The following is a 17,610-nucleotide window of genomic DNA, read 5'->3' as shown; positions in this document are numbered from 1 at the left end:
CGTTGTGACGGCCATCACCGAGTGGGGGCCAGCAGCTCGCAGAGCTTGGCTGTGGCGTCGAGCATTTGGAAACTGGGGCGTTCCAGGCCCTTGTCCGGCAACACCAGCAACTGCTCGCGTTGCACGGCCGAAAGCTGCGGCCAGCGCTGCCAGGCCTGCAGTTGCCTGCGGTCGCCGGCGATGATCACCGCCGGGTCGCGCTGCAAAACAGATTCGACGCTCACCTGCGGGGCCGGCAGGTGCAGATCGGCAAACACGTTGCGCGCACCGCAGGCCTGCAGCGCGTCGCTGATGACCTGCCCACCACCAAGGGTATACAGCGGCGCATCCCACACCTGATAGAACACGGGCACGGGGCGCTCACGGCGGTAGCGCTCACGCAACTCGGCAAGCCCGGCAACGAAGCGCTGATGCAGGCGCTGCCCCTGCTCCGCCCGGCCAAGGCGTTCGCCGATCTCCACGAACTGCCGAGCCAGCTCATCCAGCGAGTGGGGCTCGAGCACCAGCATGGGAATACCAAAAGCTTTCAGTTGCTCGCGTTGCGCGGCGCTGACACTGCCCGGCCACAACAGTAGCAAATCGGGTTGCAGGGCCAGCAGGGTTTCCATTTCGAGTTGGCCATAGCGCCCTACGGACGGCAGATGCGCCAGCGCCGCCGGGCGCTCGCCACCATCGAGCACGCCAACCAGCAGGTCGGCGGAATCCAGTTCGAGGACGATTTCACTCAGCGATGGCGCCAGACTGACCACACGCTCGGCAGCCGACAGCGGCGCCATCTGCATCATCAACAGCGCAAGTAAAAAGCGCAGCATCAGCCCAGCTGCCGAGGAATTCGATAGAGATAGAGCAGCACCACACTGGCGAGCGCCAGCAACACCAGTGGCACGGCTTCCAGGCCTGCAAATACCGCGAGGGCGGCGATCCAGGCCGGCAGCCCAGCGCCAAGAAAGGCGGCGCGACGGCGTTCGGCAAGCGTCAGCCAGGCGGCGGGCTCGTCAGCGGTGTCCAGCGCCTTTGCGGTGGCGAACAGGGCGCGCTTGTAGCCACCGAACAGCGGCAGGCTGACGAACAGCGAAGCCAATCCCGCGACGAATAGCGGCATGGCCAGCACACCAGGTTGGCGGCCAGCCCCAAAAGCAAAATTGATCAGCAGAAGCGGAGCCAGGGTCAGTGCCAGTTGCCGCCACCAGAACAGGGCCAACCGGCGTTTGACCGCGGCACGGGTCAAGGCCGCTCGACCTCACCCTGGTGCAGCTTGCCGAGCATGTGCCCGAGCTTACCGGCCTTGGTGGCCAGGTACTTGCTGTTGTGCGGGTTCTGGCCCAGTTGCAGCGGCACGCGATTGGCCACTGGAATGCCCATGTCGCCCAGCGCCTTGACCTTGCGCGGGTTGTTGGTCATCAGCTTGAGCGAAGAGATGCCCAAATGCTGCAGCATCGGCAGGCAGATCGCGTAGTCGCGCATGTCCGCGCCGAAGCCCAGACGCTCGTTGGCTTCGACGGTATCGGCGCCAGCGTCCTGCAGCTCGTACGCACGGATCTTGTTGAGCAGCCCGATACCGCGGCCTTCCTGACGCAGGTAGAGCAGTACGCCGCGCCCCTCTTCGGAGATCGCGCGCAGCGCACCTTCCAGCTGGAAGCCGCAATCACAGCGCAGGCTGAACAACGCATCGCCGGTCAGGCACTCGGAATGCAGGCGCCCCAGCACCGGCTCGCCGTCGGCCACATCGCCGAAGGTCAGAGCGACATGCTCCTTGCCAGTAGCCTCTTCGAGAAAGCCATGCATGGTGAACACACCGAACGGGGTCGGCAGTTGGGAGGCGGCGACGAACACGACAGGCACCGGATGCTCCTGGTATCGGAAAGGATGCGAATTTGCGAGGGGTGATAGTGTAACAGCAGCGCCTACGGGACCGTCAGCCGAATTACCGATCAAAAGGATCGGGCGAATATGTGCGCCATCTTTTCAGCTGTTTAACGTCTTACCCACCCTGTGGGCAATCGATCCCGACACGGCTGCCCACCACCACGCCAAGTTCGCCGAAGCCGCCTTTGCCCACCTCGATGATGTAGCGCGCAGGCTCCTTCGAGCCATGCCGCTGCAGGCTATAGGGCTGCATATCGACCACTCTGCGTACCACGCCGCGGGCATCGATGAAGGCCGCCGAAAGGGGCACACGGGTATCTTTCATCCACAGCTCGCGCATCCCCTCCTCCGGCCAGGCGAAGAGCATGCCGCTGCCGATATCGTCACGGGCAGACAGCCCCACCGTGCGCGCTTCGGCTGTCGCTGCAAGCGGCAAAGCCAAGCTCATGCCATTGGGGAAACTGATGTGACACTCGGGCAGGCCCGCCTGGGCTACAGAACACGTGAGCCCCAAGGCGCCAATCATGATGCTGCGCAGAACCCGACGTGCCATGAGTGACCTCGAACCTGAATAAAGAGGTGATCCTACCGACAAGCGTCCGTTTGCGGCACTGCAGATGGCCCCAGCGACCATGCATTTCCCGCTATAATCGCGCCTTTTTACGGGCTTACTCGGCCCGCCAACGCTTTCAAGCAGGCACGTATCCATGACCATTCAGGCCGCCGAAGTCGCCAAGCGCCGTACTTTCGCCATCATCTCGCACCCCGACGCCGGTAAAACCACCATCACCGAAAAGCTGCTGCTGATGGGGCAGGCAATCGCCGTGGCCGGTACGGTCAAGTCGCGTAAATCCGACCGCCACGCGACCTCCGACTGGATGGAAATGGAGAAGCAGCGCGGGATTTCCATCACCACCTCGGTGATGCAGTTCCCCTACCGCGAGCACATGGTCAACCTGCTCGACACCCCCGGCCACGAAGACTTCTCCGAAGACACCTACCGCACCCTGACCGCGGTGGACTCGGCGCTGATGGTGCTCGACGGCGGTAAAGGTGTCGAGCCACGCACCATCGCCCTGATGGACGTCTGCCGGCTGCGCGACACGCCAATCGTCAGCTTCATCAACAAGCTGGACCGCGATATCCGCGACCCTATCGAACTGCTCGACGAGATCGAGGCGGTTCTCAAGATCAAGGCCGCGCCGATCACCTGGCCGATTGGTTGCTACCGCGATTTCAAAGGCGTTTACCACCTGGCCGATGACTACATCATCGTCTACACGCCTGGCCATGGCCACGAGCGCACCGCGACCAAGATCATCGAAAAACTCGACTCCGACGAAGCCCGTGCCCACCTGGGTGATGAGTACGATCGCTTCGTCGAGCAACTGGAGCTGGTGCAGGGCGCCTGCCACACATTCAATCAGGAAGAATTTCTTAATGGTCAGTTGACCCCGGTGTTCTTCGGCACCGCGCTGGGCAATTTCGGGGTCGACCATGTACTCGATGCCGTGGTCGACTGGGCCCCGCGTCCGCTGGCTCGCGTCGCTAATGAGCGCACCGTGGAACCCGTGGAAGAGAAGTTCACCGGCTTCGTGTTCAAGATCCAGGCGAACATGGATCCCAAACACCGCGACCGTATCGCCTTCATGCGCATCTGCTCGGGCAAGTACGAGAAAGGCATGAAGATGCGCCACGTGCGCACCGGCAAGGACGTGCGCATTGGCGACGCCCTGACCTTCTTCTCCTCCGAACGTGAAATGCTCGAAGAGGCCTGGGCCGGCGACATCATCGGCCTGCACAACCACGGCACCATCCAGATCGGCGATACCTTCAGCGAAGGCGAAACCCTGGGCTTCACCGGCATCCCGCACTTCGCTCCGGAGCTATTCCGCCGCGTGCGCCTGAAGGATCCACTCAAGTCCAAGCAACTGCGCCAAGGCCTGCAGCAGCTCGCCGAAGAAGGCGCCACCCAGGTGTTCTTCCCCGAGCGCAGCAACGACATCATCCTCGGCGCCGTCGGTGTGCTGCAGTTCGACGTGGTCGCCAGCCGCCTGAAAGAGGAATACAAGGTCGAGTGCGGCTACGAGCCCATTACCGTCTGGTCAGCCCGCTGGATCGAATGCAGCGACAAGAAGAAGCTGGAAGAATTTTCCAACAAGGCAGTGGAAAACCTCGCCCTCGACGGCGGCGGCCACCTCACCTACCTGGCGCCCACCCGCGTCAACCTGAGCCTGATGGAAGAGCGCTGGCCGGACGTGAAGTTCAGGGCGACCCGCGAGCATCATTGATTGGTGCGGACGAGCCTTCGGTTATATATAGAATGTAGGGCGTATCGGGGCGCGCAGCCTAGCCGAAGGCGTAATCCGCCGCATAACTCGTAGCAACGCGAAATCCAGACAGCAAAACGCCCCACACAAGGCGGGGCGTTCAGTTACAGCAGCGGGTACGGCAGATTCGCGGTAAACGACGGATTACGCCTTCGGGCTTCGCCCCCGGATTACGCCTGCGGCTAATCCAGGCTACGGTCGCCGTACCGCGATACGGAGTTAATCCGCCTTACCGTGTTTTATTTACCAACCTAGATCGTCAGGAAATCTACGCCGAAGATTTTCAAATCCGTAGGGCGTATTAGCCGCAGATGTAATCGGCCATACGATTCGCAGCCAAGCGAAACCCAGACAGCAAAACGCCCCGCACAAGGCGGGGCGTCGGGTGCAGCAGGCTCGCGGTAAACAACGGGCTACGACTTCGCTAATCCACCCTATGAGTGATCCCGTCTTACCGCGTTTTATTCATCAGAGAAGTCACTCACGCCAGAAACTGCGCTACTTGCAGCGGCAACTCTCCAGTTTGCAATCACCGTCGAATCAATCGTTCCAGAAATATTCTCTGTTTCTTGCGGATCTTTCTGTATATCAAAAACATACTCTTCCCCAGTAGAAATATCCCTCCAGTATTTCAGCAGCGATAGGGAACCATCGGATATATACAGACCAACCTGCGGGGCCTGTTGAAAGTGGATAATTCGAGAGTTGGATTGCGACTGCAATGGAACCCCACGCCAAACGGGCGGTGAATCAATCTCTAGTTCTCGGAGAATAGTCGGTGCAATATCCACCTGTGACGCCAACCGCCAATCACCAAAATTATCGCCATCGTAACCGCGGCGCTGCAAGACAAACGGAATTCGCAAGACCTCCTCATCTACACGATACTGATGACCAAAAAGCCCTTTCTCCCCCAACATCTCACCATGATCGCCAGTAACAACGACCACTGCATTATCAAGATAACCCTTAGACTCCAACTCTTTCAATATCTTATCAGCCACCAAGTCGAATTGAACAACACCATTATCATAATAATTAACCGCCTTAGGAACCTCATCTAACGAGGGTGCTTTTCGCCCCTTCCCAGAAGGCCAACTGTAATAATTAACTGCTGGCTCGAGGCTATCTTCTCGTTTGTGCCTCAAACCGAGGCCGTGTGTAGACATAAGATGAAATTGGAACATCACAGATTGCTGGCCATCATACCGCGGCAGCGAAGCGACGTGATCAACTAGAAGTAAATCATCATTTACATAGCGTACCTTTTGCTGTGACCCATCAAAATACTCATCAACCGTTCCATACGCCTCCTTAAGCCCATAAAAATTCGTATGATCTCCGCTCAACATCAAATTAACCTTATATCCATGTTGCCGAAGCACACTATGCAAAGTTATTGGCTTACTAGGTAATAAATGCAATGGGCGAGATGAGGCTAACGCCATTAAGCCGCAGGATGACTCTGCGCACACTGATCTAGTACTACGAGCCCACAGAGTCTGATGTTTGAGTATTGAGGCAGCAAGATAAGGAGTGGTATCTCTATCATAGCCATATATCCCCATGTGATCCGATCGCAGAGCGTCACCAACGATTAAAACCACATTACGATTCTTGAATACCTGAGAAGGATGGTAAGACAGAACCGCGTCATTCTCAGCAGCATCAATCCTCGGCGAAACGGCGACAGCATGGCTTTGCAGAGCCGATGCTCTGCCTGGGAAAAAACTGACCCCGATAGGTTCCTGCGGATGGCTATAAACTTGACCCGGAAGATACATAGTCAAGGCAAAAGCCGATGTGATACCAAGCAAAGATATAAAAAGCAAGCCCAGCAAACTTAAGCGAGCAGATACCTGCCGAGAGATATCAAGTACCCTAATAAAAAAATACGCGCACCCGAAGAATAAGAGAAGCAAAAAGCATACGGCAAATACCGTCAAGCTGGATATACCAAGAACATCAAAAAGGTATCCCCCTTGCAGCAAGTAAACTTTAAACATCGACCACGTAGCGACTCGCCCCCAAGACATCAAACCAATCAATACACACACATACCAAATCACCAGCAGTAGCGGCGGCAATAAAAGGAGCACCGCAGCGGCTACCCTCTGCAACAGCCCTGCCCTTACAAATCGCCAACTTAAAAGTCTTACCCCGCCCACTCCGAGCCAGATGGCAACAATTATTTTCAGGTGAGGAACCAGAATACTAGTAGGCGCATCAAGAAAACCGATATATACACAAAGAAAAATCAACGGAGGAAGCGCCCACAGAACAGCTTCAGTGAGCAACATCATCCAACGAAACGTCACAACCCGGAAATTTTCTTCCAACAAAATTGCTCCGCAATCTAAAACCTGAGAGAACCTGACAACAAGGTAATTTCTGCCTAGACAGAAATATGCCTGCAGAGAAATATTACAAAAACGCCCCGCAAATGCGGGGCGCTTTACAGACCTCTAGCGTCATGATTATCTCATGAAACACTAGAAGCTTGAGACTGCAACAAATTAAGTAGTAGCAGGACGGCAAGCAGAAGGCAGGAACTTATCATCCAAACCATCACATTCCCAGCGGCTAATTTGAGTCGGCGTGGCAGTACTGTTAGGAATTGGGGTAAGTGTCATAGTCTCGCCACTATGAACACCGGAAGAAAACTCGACAGAAACAACACCCACGTTACTTACAGTTACATTACCCGCGTCAAAATACTTACCTGCTAGGGCACTTGCAGTGTCATCCAAAGTAGCATTGGTTCCCAAAGCGCCCTCTTCGGCCAAATTCACGCCAATATCAGCGCGAATACCTGCTGTAGCTGTAAGGGCCTCGGAAGCCTGAGCACGGCCGGTATAGTCTTGATAAGCCGGCAGAGCGATAGCGGCCAGGATACCGATGATCGCAACAACGATCATCAATTCAATCAGGGTAAAACCCTTTTGCATTTGAGCTTTCATATAACTCTCCAGTCATTAAGTGTTAGGCAGACAAGCCTGCTGGTGACTAAGCAGAAGGCGTGCCAACACACCCAAGCCTCAAGAACACTATGAAATACGAGAATCGCCTCACAAAACGGAACCTGGTGGATGAGTAATGCCAAGCATCCGCACCGCGATTCTCCGCACCTTGTGACAATTTTCGTCACCCAGGTACTGGCCGTTTGGCAGCAACTGCCATCTGCGCTATAACGCACCCATTCGATATGCGTGAGGTGTCCATGAGCGACAATATTCCCCTTTCCGGCTTGGCCAAGCAGGTGGTACTGGCTGAGTTACTGGACGAGAAGGCCGCTCAGCAGGCGCAAACCCAGGCCAAGCGAAATAAATTGTCGCTGGTCACCTACCTAGCACAAAATAAACTGGTTAAGAGTCGCGCTCTGGCGGAGCTAGCAGCGGATCAGTTTGGCGTGGCTTATTTCGACCTCAATGCGCTGGATAAGGAAAGCCAGCCTAGGGACTTGGTCAGTGAAAAACTGGTGCGCCAGCATCGCACTCTGCCACTGTGGCGCCGCGGCAATAAGCTGTTCGTGGGCATCTCCGATCCGTCCAACCATCAGGCGGTTACGGACATCCAGTTCAGCACCGGTCTTTCCACCGAAGCCTTGCTGGTCGAAGACGACAAGCTCGGTGATGCCATCGACAAATTCTTCGATACCGGCAATACCGGCTTGGAAGATATGGGCGACGTGGATCTGGATGGCCTGGAGACCGAAGCCGGCGATGATGACAAGAAGATCAACGACGGCGGCGGCCAGGATGCCGACGACGCGCCGGTGGTGCGCTTCGTTAATAAGATGCTGCTCGATGCCATCAAAGGCGGCTCCTCCGACCTGCACTTCGAACCCTACGAAAAAACCTACCGTGTACGCTTTCGTACAGACGGTATTCTACATGAGACGGCACGCCCGCCGATTCAATTGGCACCGCGCATCAGTGCACGCCTGAAGGTCATGGCTGGGCTGGATATTTCCGAGCGACGCAAGCCGCAGGATGGCCGTATCAAGATGCGCATATCCAAGAGCAAATCCATCGATTTCCGCGTCAATACCTTGCCCACCCTGTGGGGCGAAAAGATCGTGATGCGGATTCTCGACTCCGCCAGCGCGCAGATGGGTATCGATGCCCTGGGATACGAGGAAAGCCAGAAAGACCTGTATATGGCAGCACTCAAGCAGCCGCAGGGAATGATTCTAGTAACCGGCCCTACGGGTTCGGGGAAAACCGTGTCGCTGTATACCGGTCTGAACATCCTCAACACCCCGGACGTGAATATCTCCACAGCGGAAGACCCGGTGGAGATCAACCTGGAGGGCATCAACCAGGTTAACGTCAACCCCAAGCAGGGCATGGACTTTACACAAGCACTTCGTGCATTCCTACGCCAGGATCCTGACATCATCATGGTCGGCGAAATTCGCGATCTGGACACGGCCTCCATTGCTATCAAGGCGGCGCAGACTGGCCATATGGTGATGTCCACCCTGCACACCAACAGTGCGGCTGAAACCCTGACCCGCCTGCGCAATATGGGCGTGCCCTCCTTCAACATCGCGACCTCGGTGAACCTGATCATCGCCCAGCGCCTGGCGCGCAAGCTTTGCAACAGCTGTAAGAAGGAAGTACCCATCCCCAACGAGGCTCTGCTGGAGGAAGGATTTCCTGCAGACAAACTTGGCACCTTCAAGCTCTATGGCCCGGTCGGTTGTGAAAATTGCAAGAACGGTTACAAAGGCCGTGTCGGTATTTATGAAGTAGTTAAAAACACGCCGAGCCTGCAGCGGATTATTATGGAGGAAGGCAATTCCATCGATATTGCCACGCAAATGCGAAAAGACGGCTTCAACGACCTGCGTACCTCGGCCCTGCTGAAGGCCATGCAAGGCGTTACCAGCCTTGAAGAAGTCAACCGCGTGACCAAGGATTAACCATGGCAGCAGCAAAGGCAGCGAAGACCAGCACATTTGTCTGGGAAGGCAAGGATCGTAAGGGATCCGTGGTCAAAGGCGAGCTCAACGGGCAGAACCCAGCCCTGGTCAAGGCGCAACTGCGCAAGCAGGGTATCAACCCGACCAAAGTGCGCAAAAAGAGCATGTCGCTGTTCGGAGCGGGCAAAAAAATCAAGCCAATGGACATTGCCCTTTTCGCACGGCAAATGGCAACGATGATGAAGGCCGGCGTTCCGCTGCTGCAGTCCTTCGACATCATCGCCGATGGTCTCGAAAACCCGAATATGCGCAAGCTGGTCGATGAAATTAAGCAGCATGTGGCAGCCGGTAACAGTTTCGCGGCAGCGCTGCGCACCAAGCCTCAATATTTCGATGATCTGTTCTGCAATCTGGTTGAAGCGGGCGAACAAGCAGGTGCTCTGGAAACGCTGCTGGACAGGGTGGCCACCTACAAGGAAAAAACCGAGGCACTGAAGGCCAAGATCAAGAAGGCGATGAACTATCCCATTGCGGTAGTGGCAGTTGCCGTAATCGTGACCTGTATTTTGCTGATCAAAGTGGTGCCGCAATTCCAGGATGTTTTCTCAAGTTTCGGCGCAGAGTTACCCGGCTTTACTTTGTTCGTGATTGATATATCTGAAGGCCTTCAGGAATGGTGGTTTATCTTCATAATCGCGCTCGTGGCGGTTGGTTACGCGTTTATTCAGGCTAAGCAGCGCTCGGAGAAATTCCGAGACGGCCTGGATCGCGTCGTGCTCAAAGCGCCGATTGTTGGCAATATCGTCTACAAATCATCCGTCGCGCGCTATGCCCGCACACTTTCCACTACTTTCGCGGCAGGCGTACCGCTGGTCGAAGCATTGGACTCGGTGGCAGGCGCTACAGGCAACGTTGTGTTCCGTAATGCCGTTAACAAGGTCAAACAGGACGTAACCAGTGGTATGCAGCTGAATTTCTCCATGCGCTCGACCAATGTGTTTCCCGCCATGGCTGTGCAGATGACCGCCATTGGTGAAGAGTCCGGTGCACTGGATACCATGCTCGACAAGGTGGCCAGCTACTACGAGGCGGAAGTAGATAACGCCGTAGATGGCCTGACCGCACTGATGGAGCCATTGATCATGTCCGTGCTTGGCGTATTGGTCGGTGGCTTGGTCATCGCCATGTACCTACCAATCTTCCAACTGGGCGCTGTCGTCTAACCATGACCGTGATCGAGTTTTTGGCCGGCAATACGCCGGCCTTTGTTTTCTGCGTGCTATTGCTGGGCTTGCTGGTCGGCAGTTTCCTCAACGTCGTGATCCATCGCTTGCCCAAGATGATGTTTCGAGACTGGCGTAATCAGGCGCGCGAGGTGCTGGAACTATCGGCGGAACCGGAGGGTGAGACTTACAACCTGGTACTCCCCCACTCCAGCTGCCCACAGTGCAACCATGAAATTCGCCCCTGGGAGAATATCCCGGTTATCAGCTACCTCTTTCTGCGTGGCAAGTGCTCGGGCTGCAAGGCGAAAATCAGCCTGCGCTACCCACTGGTCGAGCTAAGCTGCGGACTGCTATCGGCGTATATCGCTTGGCATTTTGGTTTTAGCTGGCAGGCAGGCAGCATGCTGGTACTGGCCTGGGGGTTGCTGGCCATGAGCCTGATCGATGCGGATCATCAGCTGTTACCCGATTCCTTGGTACTGCCACTGTTGTGGCTGGGCTTGATCGTCAACCACTTTGGTCTGTTCACCAGCCTTGAAGATGCCCTGTGGGGCGCAGTGGCTGGCTACCTGAGCTTGTGGTCGGTGTTTTGGCTGTTCAAGTTGGTGACCGGCAAGGAAGGCATGGGCTACGGCGACTTCAAGCTGCTGGCCATGCTCGGCGCATGGGGCGGCTGGCAGATTTTGCCGCTTACCATTTTGCTGTCTTCCGTAGTCGGCGCAGTGCTGGGTGTGATCCTGCTGCGCCTACGCGATGCGAATACCAGCACGCCTATTCCGTTTGGCCCTTACTTAGCCATTGCAGGGTTTATCGCGCTGCTCTGGGGCAAGCAGATTACCGACGGTTATTTGCAGTTTGCTGGCTTTAATTAGCGGCCGAAGGATTATGCAGTGCACTGCACCCTGGGTATCGCTCCGCGATACCCAGGCTACGATCTGGCAGGCTAACCGTTAGATCACTTTTCATCGACCAGCCGCCAAGGCTTTCACCACCACCCCCTCACTCCTTTATAATGCCGCCCCTATTGATTGCAGGGGCACGCGCACACCATGAAACCCTGGACGCTCGGCCTTACCGGCGGTATCGGCAGCGGCAAGAGCGCCGTTGCCGAGCATTTCGTCGAACTGGGCGTGGATCTGATCGATGCAGACCAGGCGGCACGCTGGGTCGTGGAGCCTGGCCGACCGGCGTTAGCGGCCATTGCCGAACATTTTGGCGAGCAGGTTGTGCAAGCGGACGGCCAGCTGAATCGCTCGGCACTGCGCGAGCGAATTTTTGCAGACCCCGCACAGCGCCGTTGGCTGGAAAATCTACTGCACCCGCTGATCGCCCAAGAGGTCGCCCAATTCCTGAACGCCGCCACATCACCCTATGCAATTCTGGTATCACCGCTGCTGATCGAGTCCGGCCAATACAAGCTGACGCAGCGCGTGCTGGTGGTGGATGTGCCCACGCAACTGCAGATCGAACGCACCATGCGCCGAGATCAGTTGTCGGCTGAACAGGTGCAAACGATTCTGGCCGCTCAGGCAACGCGCGAGGAACGCCTGCGCCATGCCGATGACGTGCTGACCAACGACCGTGACATGGCGTGGATAAGAAGCGAAGTCGAACGCCTGCATGCCTTTTATCTGACCTTGAATGGAGGCCAACCATGAGCACCCCTACCCTCGTCGCCTGTCCGACCTGCGCCGCCCCAGTGGAATGGGGCCCGCAAAGCCCGAGTCGCCCCTTTTGTTCCGAGCGCTGCAAACTGATCGACCTTGGCGCCTGGGCTTCGGAAGAACATGCGATTCCCGGAAATGAGCTGGAAGACGATCTGTTTTCCGATGATCTGCCGCCGCGTCAGCATTGATTTAATGACCGCACTTTAGGCAAACGACGGATTACGCTTCGCTAGGCTACGCGCTCCGATCCCGATCCATCCTGGGGGCTTCAACCCGTAGGGCGTATTAGCCGAAGGCATAATCCGCCGAGCGGAATCGGCGACAACACAGATCACCTGGCGGAACAACCATGAGCCCCCTGCAAACCCTCCTCGCCGCCGTGCCGCAACGCGGACAAGTACGCTGGATCGGCGTCCGCCCGGCGTCACGCGGCGAGATGCTCGCACTCGAGGCTGTGGAAGCACGCCGCGAAGCAGGGCTGACTGGCGATCACGCTCGGCCGGGGCCGCGCAACGCAAGACAGGTCACGCTGATTCAGTGGGAGCACTTGGCCGTGGTCAGCGCGCTACTGGGTCGCGATCCACAGCACGCGATAAAGCCCGAAGATCTCAGGCGCAATATCGCCATCAGCGGTATCAACCTGTTCAGCCTCAAAGGCCGGCGCTTTCGTATTGGCCAGGCGATTCTGGAAACCACCGGCTGGTGCCAACCCTGCGCACGCCTGGAGGAACGCCTGGGCCTTGGGACTTTCCAGGCCGTACGCGGCCATGGCGGCATCACCGCACGCGTACTACAGGGTGGAGTTATTCGCCTGAGCGACTCGCTCGAAGTCGAGCCCCTGGAACAGTTCGAATAGCGGCAGCCAGCCTATATCGCGATCCGCGCTCAGTGGCGCCCTGCTAGACTGAGCGCATTTTGCGAGGTTCATGCTCGGCCGATTGAACCTTGGCGATCAACGTCGAGTCGATGACTACCTGAGTGTTTCTCAGCATCGTATCGTGCGTCAGATTGATCCGATCTGCCGAGCCGCACCCCTGAGTTGCCTGGCGCTTCGAGCCTTGCTCGCCCGGACTCAACACCTTTTTTTTAGCCTTGTGAGAAGTATCGATGACCCATCGAATCGTAATCGTTGGCGGCGGAGCCGGCGGCCTGGAACTCGCCACACGCCTGGGAAGAACCCTGGGCAAGCGTGGCAAAGCCCATATCACCCTTGCCGACGCCAACCTGACACACATCTGGAAACCGCTGCTGCATGAAGTCGCCGCCGGCTCGCTGAACTCCACGGAGAACGAGCTCAACTATGTTGCTCAGGCGAAATGGAACCACTTCGAATTCCAGATCGGCCGCATGAGTGGACTGGATCGCGAACGAAAAACCATCCAGCTTGCCGCAACGCTGGATGAGGACGACCGCGAACTGGTGCCTGCACGCGAACTCGCTTACGACTCTCTGGTGATCGCGGTAGGCAGCACCACCAATGACTTCGGCACCGAAGGGGCGGCCAGCCACTGCATCTTCCTCGACACCCGCGAACAAGCCGAACGCTTCCACCGCAAGATGCTCAGCCACTACCTGCGCGCTCATGCCGGTAACGGTGACAACGACCAGATCAGCGTCGCCATCGTCGGCGCCGGCGCCACCGGCGTGGAACTGGCAGCCGAGCTGCACCACGCCGCTCATCAATTAGCGGCCTATGGGCTGGATCGCATTCGCCCCGAGAACATGCGCATCACTCTGATCGAAGCGGGCCCCCGCGTGCTGCCGGCCCTGCCGGAACGCATCAGCGCCCCCGTTCACCGCACCTTGCAGAAGCTCGGCGTAACCGTGATGACCAACGCTGCGGTGAAAGAGGTGACTGCCGACGGTTTGCTTACCGCCAGTGGCGAGCATATTCCTGCGAGCCTCAAGGTCTGGGCGGCGGGCATCCGTGCGCCGGCCTTTTTGAAGGATCTAGATGGCCTGGAAAACAATCGGATCAATCAGCTAGTGGTCACACCGACCCTGCAAACCACCCGCGACGAGAACATCTTCGCCTTCGGTGACTGCGCCGCTTGCCCGATGGGTGATGGCAGCGAGCGCAACGTACCGCCGCGTGCGCAGGCGGCTCACCAGCAAGCTTCGCTACTGGTCAAGTCGCTCACCTTACGCCTGCAGAAGCAGCCGTTGCCCACCTACACCTACAAGGACTACGGCTCGCTGATCTCGCTGTCGAGCTTTAGCGCCGTTGGCAATCTGATGGGTAACCTGATGGGCAGCGTGAAGCTGGAAGGCTGGCTGGCTCGCATGTTTTACATATCGCTGTATCGCATGCACCAGATGGCGCTCTATGGCCCCTTCCGCACCCTGCTGCTGATGCTTAGCGACCGTATCGGGCGTAGTACCGATCCGCGACTAAAGCTGCATTGATCCCGAGGGGGCGCCGGGCAGTATGCTCGGCGTCATGAAGGCGGGAGCGGCCCCTCGTAGATCGCAGGATAGGTCGGGCCAGGCGGTGAAACCCACCAGCAATTGATGGGTTTCACCCATCCTACGGCTGCATTAATCCTGAGAGCGGCCTGTCGTAGGGTGGACGACGCTTCATCCGTCCACCGCTCCGCGGCCGCGATGGTGGATGAAAAGAGCGTCATCCACCCTACGTCCCTGCTGATGCTTAGCGACCGTATCGGGCGCAGTACCGATCCGCGACTAAAGCTGCATTGATCCTAAGAAGGGCGCCGAGTGACAACCTCGGCGCCCTTCTTAAAGATGGCTCTAGAAATGTTATGTGCATGGCCCGGAAAGCAAAAAACCCGCACTAGGCGGGTTTCTTACTCAAGCAGAGCTTGAAATGGTGGGTCGTGTGGGATTCGAACCTACGACCAATTGGTTAAAAGCCAACTGCTCTACCAACTGAGCTAACGACCCAAAAATGGTCGGGGTGAGGGGATTCGAACTCCTGACATCCTGCTCCCAAAGCAGGCGCGCTACCGGACTGCGCTACACCCCGAAGGAAAGATTGGCTCCGCGACCTGGACTCGAACCAGGGACCCAATGATTAACAGTCATTTGCTCTACCGACTGAGCTATCGCGGAACTATGCTTCTTTCAGTCTCTGTTACTAGCTTTTGGCTTTCGCCAATTGCCGCTGCAGAGGCGCGCCATTTTACGGTTCCGCGAGCTACTGTCAACCCCCTAAATTGCTTTTATGACAATGCTTTGCGAAAGAATGGCCATTTGCTATACCTTCACCGAATACCTGCACTGTTTGAAGCACCGCAGTGAGGTCTCACCCAGGAATACCGATGACCACTCAAGGCACGCCGCCGCCCCACCAAAATGGTTCGCGCACACTGGCAAGCCGAGGCATTCAGCCACGCTTCAGTGAGCTGGGGCAAAGCTGTCGCAAGCTGGTACTCAATCATCTAGCGGACAATCTGGCGCGCACCTTCGCCCAAGTCGACGACACCCTCTTTCAGTGCGCAGAGAAAGCAGAGAACAATCAGGTTCAGGCACTGTTCTTCGAAAGCATGCGCAGCATCCGCACATTGCGTCCGCAGATTGAACGCCACTACCACCTGAGCATTTCTCAGAGCATTGCCGACTTTCTCGACGGCAAGCTGGTTGCTAGCGCTGTATCGCCTACGGATATACACGCCGAGGATTTGGCGCTGGTGCAGAACGAGGACTACGAAGAAATCCTCCAGGTGACCAATATGGCCAGCCGGGTTCAGGCCCGCTGCGCCCAGGCACTGTTCGCTTTAGAGCAGCGCCTTGCGCTTCTCAATAACGGCCAACCGCTGCCGGAAGGCAGCAATCCGCTCGCACCCAAAACGATAGCCCAGGCATTTCTCACGGCCCTTGGCCCCTGCGAGCTGCCACTGAGAATCAAACTGGTGCTGTACAGCCTGTTCGACAAACAGCTCATGCACGAGCTGGACAAACTCTATGACGCGCTCAATCAGCGTTTGATAGATGCAGGCGTGCTGCCCAACCTCAAATACACCTCAGCACGCACGCCAGAGCAGGCGCCCCCGTCTTCGCAGACGAAGATGACGCCACACACCGCCAACACCCCGACGAGTGAAGCGCATGACGAGCCCCCGCTGCTCGATCTTGATGCCGCCCCACCCGCCAACATGGAGCTACTGGTCGAAGGTCTAGGCGCCCTGCTCGCCGAATATCGCAAGCAACAGAGCACCCTTAGCCAGCCCGGCAGTACGCCAAGCATGGCCAGCTTCGCGCCCGAAGGCGCCAGGCGCACTTATGATGCGGCCGATTTGCTGGCAGCCCTGAATCGCATGCAGCAAACGTCCGCCATCGAGCTGGCCCAGCGGCTGGAACAACCGCAGCAGGTTGCCGGGCTGAAGGCCGACCTGCAGCGACAACTGGCCAGCCATAGCGAGGAGCCACAACAGCATCGACTGGGCAACAGGGAAACCGATGTCATCGACCTGGTGGGCATGCTGTTCGACTTTATCCTCGATGACGACAATCTGCCGCAGCCCTACAAGATAGCCCTCTCCCACCTGCACACGCCCTACCTGAAAGTGGCACTGCTGGATAAAGCCCTGTTCACCCAGCAACACCATCCAGCGCGCCAGTTGATCAATGCCATGGCTAAAGCTGGTGTTCTCTATGGTGCACCGGATGAAGCCCACGGCCTGCTGGCCAAGGTACATTGGGTGGTGAAGCAAGTGATTCAGCACTTCAGCGGCGACCTGCGCCTGTTCGACGAGCTGCTCAAGGAATTCAATGAGCTCACCGGCACACTCAAGCAGCGGGTAGATCTCCAGGAACGGCGGACGGTAGAAACAGCCAAGGGCCGCGACAAACTGCTGGCCGCCCGACACCGGTCTGCCCAGGTCATCGCTCAAAGCCTGGCCAAACGCTCACCGCCGCCGATCATTCGTCACTTCCTGGAGCGCACCTGGATTGATGTACTGGTGTTCATTCAGTTACGCCATGGCTCATCCAGCAACGAATGGCAGCGCGCCAGCGAAACGGCCGAGCAGCTGGCCTGGAGCGGAATACCGCTCGACGCCACGCAACGTGATCGACTGCAGCATCTGCGTATAGAGATGCTCGAAGAGTTGCGCAAAGGCTTGATGCTGCTAGGCGGCTACCACGAAGATGACATCCGCCGTCTACTTCAGGATCTGGTCGCCTGTCAGCATGCCGTTCAGGCGGGACAACCCGAACTCGCCTCTGGCATGACATTGCCGCCCAGCCCCAGCCAACTGGGTGCCATGCTGGGAGATGAGGCGGCGCTGCTCGACCCTTCCCTGGCCAACACCACGCTTTCACAAAATGGCCAGCGCCTGGTGCGTGAGCTCGAGAAGGTCGAATTCGGTACGTGGTTCGAGTTCATCAACGGCGATAAACGCCAAACGCTGAAGTTGTCCTGGTACAGCCCGACAACCCACAACTACATGTTCGTTGACCCGAACGGTCAGCGTGCTGCGGTCAAATCGGTCAGCCAGTTGGCCCAGGAAATGGAACAGGGCACAGCCCGTTTCAGTAAGCCGGATCGGGCAGCGCCGATGGTCGATCGCGCGCTAACCGCCGTTTATCGTGTTCTGCAACAGCTCACCGGCCGTACTCACTGAGAACCGCGT

15 protein-coding genes and 3 tRNA genes are annotated in these 17,610 nt (G+C 57.4%); 9 read left to right on the top strand and 9 right to left on the bottom strand.

Features of this window, described 5'->3' with window-relative positions:
- Nucleotides 1–14: 14 nt before the first annotated feature.
- The 4 genes from ACZ3GY_RS01265 to ACZ3GY_RS01250 all read right to left on the bottom strand — a co-directional run bounded on the left by ACZ3GY_RS01265 (nt 15) and on the right by ACZ3GY_RS01250 (nt 2,419).
- Complete coding sequence (locus tag ACZ3GY_RS01265) at nt 15–812, bottom strand: helical backbone metal receptor (protein WP_465908665.1); 798 nt, start codon at nt 810–812, stop codon at nt 15–17.
- Entirely contained in the window at nt 812–1,228 is a 417-nt protein-coding gene (locus ACZ3GY_RS01260) for an MFS transporter (protein ID WP_465908664.1), read from the bottom strand. Before ACZ3GY_RS01260 ends, ACZ3GY_RS01265 begins: the two co-directional genes overlap by 1 nt.
- Complete coding sequence (gene ribA, locus ACZ3GY_RS01255) at nt 1,225–1,842, bottom strand: GTP cyclohydrolase II (protein ID WP_225835397.1); 618 nt, start codon at nt 1,840–1,842, stop codon at nt 1,225–1,227. The genes ACZ3GY_RS01260 and ribA overlap by 4 nt, the downstream gene beginning before the upstream one ends.
- 139 nt (nt 1,843–1,981) lie before the next feature.
- On the bottom strand, nt 1,982–2,419 hold the full coding sequence (locus tag ACZ3GY_RS01250) for a DUF192 domain-containing protein (RefSeq protein WP_465908663.1): 438 nt from the start codon (nt 2,417–2,419) through the stop codon (nt 1,982–1,984).
- Nucleotides 2,420–2,573: 154 nt separating this feature from the next.
- Here ACZ3GY_RS01250 and ACZ3GY_RS01245 point away from each other — a divergent pair, with 154 nt between their 5' ends.
- Entirely contained in the window at nt 2,574–4,157 is a 1,584-nt protein-coding gene (locus ACZ3GY_RS01245; RefSeq protein ID WP_465908662.1) for a peptide chain release factor 3, read from the top strand.
- A gap of 500 nt (nt 4,158–4,657) precedes the next feature.
- Here ACZ3GY_RS01245 and ACZ3GY_RS01240 read toward each other — a convergent pair whose 3' ends face one another.
- Nucleotides 4,658–6,535, bottom strand: a complete 1,878-nt coding sequence (locus ACZ3GY_RS01240) for a sulfatase-like hydrolase/transferase (protein WP_465908661.1) — start codon at nt 6,533–6,535, stop codon at nt 4,658–4,660.
- A gap of 177 nt (nt 6,536–6,712) precedes the next feature.
- Nucleotides 6,713–7,156: a pilin gene (locus ACZ3GY_RS01235; RefSeq protein ID WP_465908660.1), complete on the bottom strand. Its 444-nt coding sequence runs from the start codon at nt 7,154–7,156 to the stop codon at nt 6,713–6,715.
- Between the two features lie 260 nt (nt 7,157–7,416).
- Here ACZ3GY_RS01235 and pilB point away from each other — a divergent pair, with 260 nt between their 5' ends.
- The 7 genes from pilB to ACZ3GY_RS01200 all read left to right on the top strand — a co-directional run bounded on the left by pilB (nt 7,417) and on the right by ACZ3GY_RS01200 (nt 14,422).
- Nucleotides 7,417–9,123 carry a type IV-A pilus assembly ATPase PilB gene (pilB, locus tag ACZ3GY_RS01230; RefSeq protein ID WP_465908659.1) on the top strand — a complete coding sequence of 569 codons (1,707 nt, stop codon included), beginning with the start codon at nt 7,417–7,419 and terminating at the stop codon, nt 9,121–9,123.
- A gap of 2 nt (nt 9,124–9,125) precedes the next feature.
- Nucleotides 9,126–10,346, top strand: a complete 1,221-nt coding sequence (locus ACZ3GY_RS01225) for a type II secretion system F family protein (RefSeq protein WP_465908658.1) — start codon at nt 9,126–9,128, stop codon at nt 10,344–10,346.
- 2 nt (nt 10,347–10,348) lie between these two features.
- Entirely contained in the window at nt 10,349–11,221 is an 873-nt protein-coding gene (locus ACZ3GY_RS01220) for a prepilin peptidase (RefSeq protein ID WP_465908657.1), read from the top strand.
- Nucleotides 11,222–11,398: 177 nt separating this feature from the next.
- Nucleotides 11,399–12,007 (top strand): dephospho-CoA kinase, encoded by a 609-nt coding sequence (gene coaE, locus ACZ3GY_RS01215; RefSeq protein ID WP_463563573.1) that lies wholly within the window; start codon nt 11,399–11,401, stop codon nt 12,005–12,007.
- Nucleotides 12,004–12,204 carry a DNA gyrase inhibitor YacG gene (gene yacG, locus ACZ3GY_RS01210; RefSeq protein WP_225835420.1) on the top strand — a complete coding sequence of 67 codons (201 nt, stop codon included), beginning with the start codon at nt 12,004–12,006 and terminating at the stop codon, nt 12,202–12,204. Before coaE ends, yacG begins: the two co-directional genes overlap by 4 nt.
- Nucleotides 12,205–12,365: 161 nt before the next feature.
- Nucleotides 12,366–12,872 carry an MOSC domain-containing protein gene (locus ACZ3GY_RS01205; RefSeq protein ID WP_465908656.1) on the top strand — a complete coding sequence of 169 codons (507 nt, stop codon included), beginning with the start codon at nt 12,366–12,368 and terminating at the stop codon, nt 12,870–12,872.
- A gap of 251 nt (nt 12,873–13,123) precedes the next feature.
- The gene (locus tag ACZ3GY_RS01200) at nt 13,124–14,422 is read left to right on the top strand and encodes an NAD(P)/FAD-dependent oxidoreductase (RefSeq protein WP_465908655.1); all 1,299 of its coding nucleotides are present in this window, start codon (nt 13,124–13,126) and stop codon (nt 14,420–14,422) included.
- A gap of 422 nt (nt 14,423–14,844) precedes the next feature.
- On the opposite strand, the gene ACZ3GY_RS01195 is transcribed toward ACZ3GY_RS01200, so the two are convergent.
- From ACZ3GY_RS01195 to ACZ3GY_RS01185, 3 genes are all read right to left on the bottom strand, one after another.
- A tRNA-Lys gene (locus ACZ3GY_RS01195) sits at nt 14,845–14,920 on the bottom strand.
- 5 nt (nt 14,921–14,925) lie between these two features.
- A tRNA-Pro gene (locus ACZ3GY_RS01190) sits at nt 14,926–15,002 on the bottom strand.
- Nucleotides 15,003–15,012: 10 nt separating this feature from the next.
- Nucleotides 15,013–15,088: transfer RNA gene (locus ACZ3GY_RS01185), tRNA-Asn, on the bottom strand.
- A gap of 209 nt (nt 15,089–15,297) precedes the next feature.
- Here ACZ3GY_RS01185 and ACZ3GY_RS01180 point away from each other — a divergent pair.
- Entirely contained in the window at nt 15,298–17,601 is a 2,304-nt protein-coding gene (locus ACZ3GY_RS01180) for a DUF1631 domain-containing protein (protein WP_465908654.1), read from the top strand.
- The last annotated feature ends 9 nt before the right edge of the window (nt 17,602–17,610 follow it).

Source organism: Pseudomonas sp. PME37.24/006, assembly GCF_055556635.1.
Note: the sequence above shows the minus strand (reverse complement) of the source record. Positions and strands in the feature narration are given on the sequence as shown.

Coding starts and splice junctions, on each gene's coding strand:
- coaE (WP_463563573.1), top strand. CDS start 11,399: ATGAAACCCTGGACGCTCGGCCTTACCGGCGGTATCGGCAGCGGCAAG.
- ACZ3GY_RS01235 (WP_465908660.1), bottom strand. CDS start 7,156: ATGAAAGCTCAAATGCAAAAGGGTTTTACCCTGATTGAATTGATGATC.
- ACZ3GY_RS01245 (WP_465908662.1), top strand. CDS start 2,574: ATGACCATTCAGGCCGCCGAAGTCGCCAAGCGCCGTACTTTCGCCATC.
- pilB (WP_465908659.1), top strand. CDS start 7,417: ATGAGCGACAATATTCCCCTTTCCGGCTTGGCCAAGCAGGTGGTACTG.
- ACZ3GY_RS01220 (WP_465908657.1), top strand. CDS start 10,349: ATGACCGTGATCGAGTTTTTGGCCGGCAATACGCCGGCCTTTGTTTTC.
- ACZ3GY_RS01180 (WP_465908654.1), top strand. CDS start 15,298: ATGACCACTCAAGGCACGCCGCCGCCCCACCAAAATGGTTCGCGCACA.
- ACZ3GY_RS01265 (WP_465908665.1), bottom strand. CDS start 812: ATGCTGCGCTTTTTACTTGCGCTGTTGATGATGCAGATGGCGCCGCTG.
- ACZ3GY_RS01200 (WP_465908655.1), top strand. CDS start 13,124: ATGACCCATCGAATCGTAATCGTTGGCGGCGGAGCCGGCGGCCTGGAA.
- yacG (WP_225835420.1), top strand. CDS start 12,004: ATGAGCACCCCTACCCTCGTCGCCTGTCCGACCTGCGCCGCCCCAGTG.
- ACZ3GY_RS01225 (WP_465908658.1), top strand. CDS start 9,126: ATGGCAGCAGCAAAGGCAGCGAAGACCAGCACATTTGTCTGGGAAGGC.
- ACZ3GY_RS01250 (WP_465908663.1), bottom strand. CDS start 2,419: ATGGCACGTCGGGTTCTGCGCAGCATCATGATTGGCGCCTTGGGGCTC.
- ACZ3GY_RS01205 (WP_465908656.1), top strand. CDS start 12,366: ATGAGCCCCCTGCAAACCCTCCTCGCCGCCGTGCCGCAACGCGGACAA.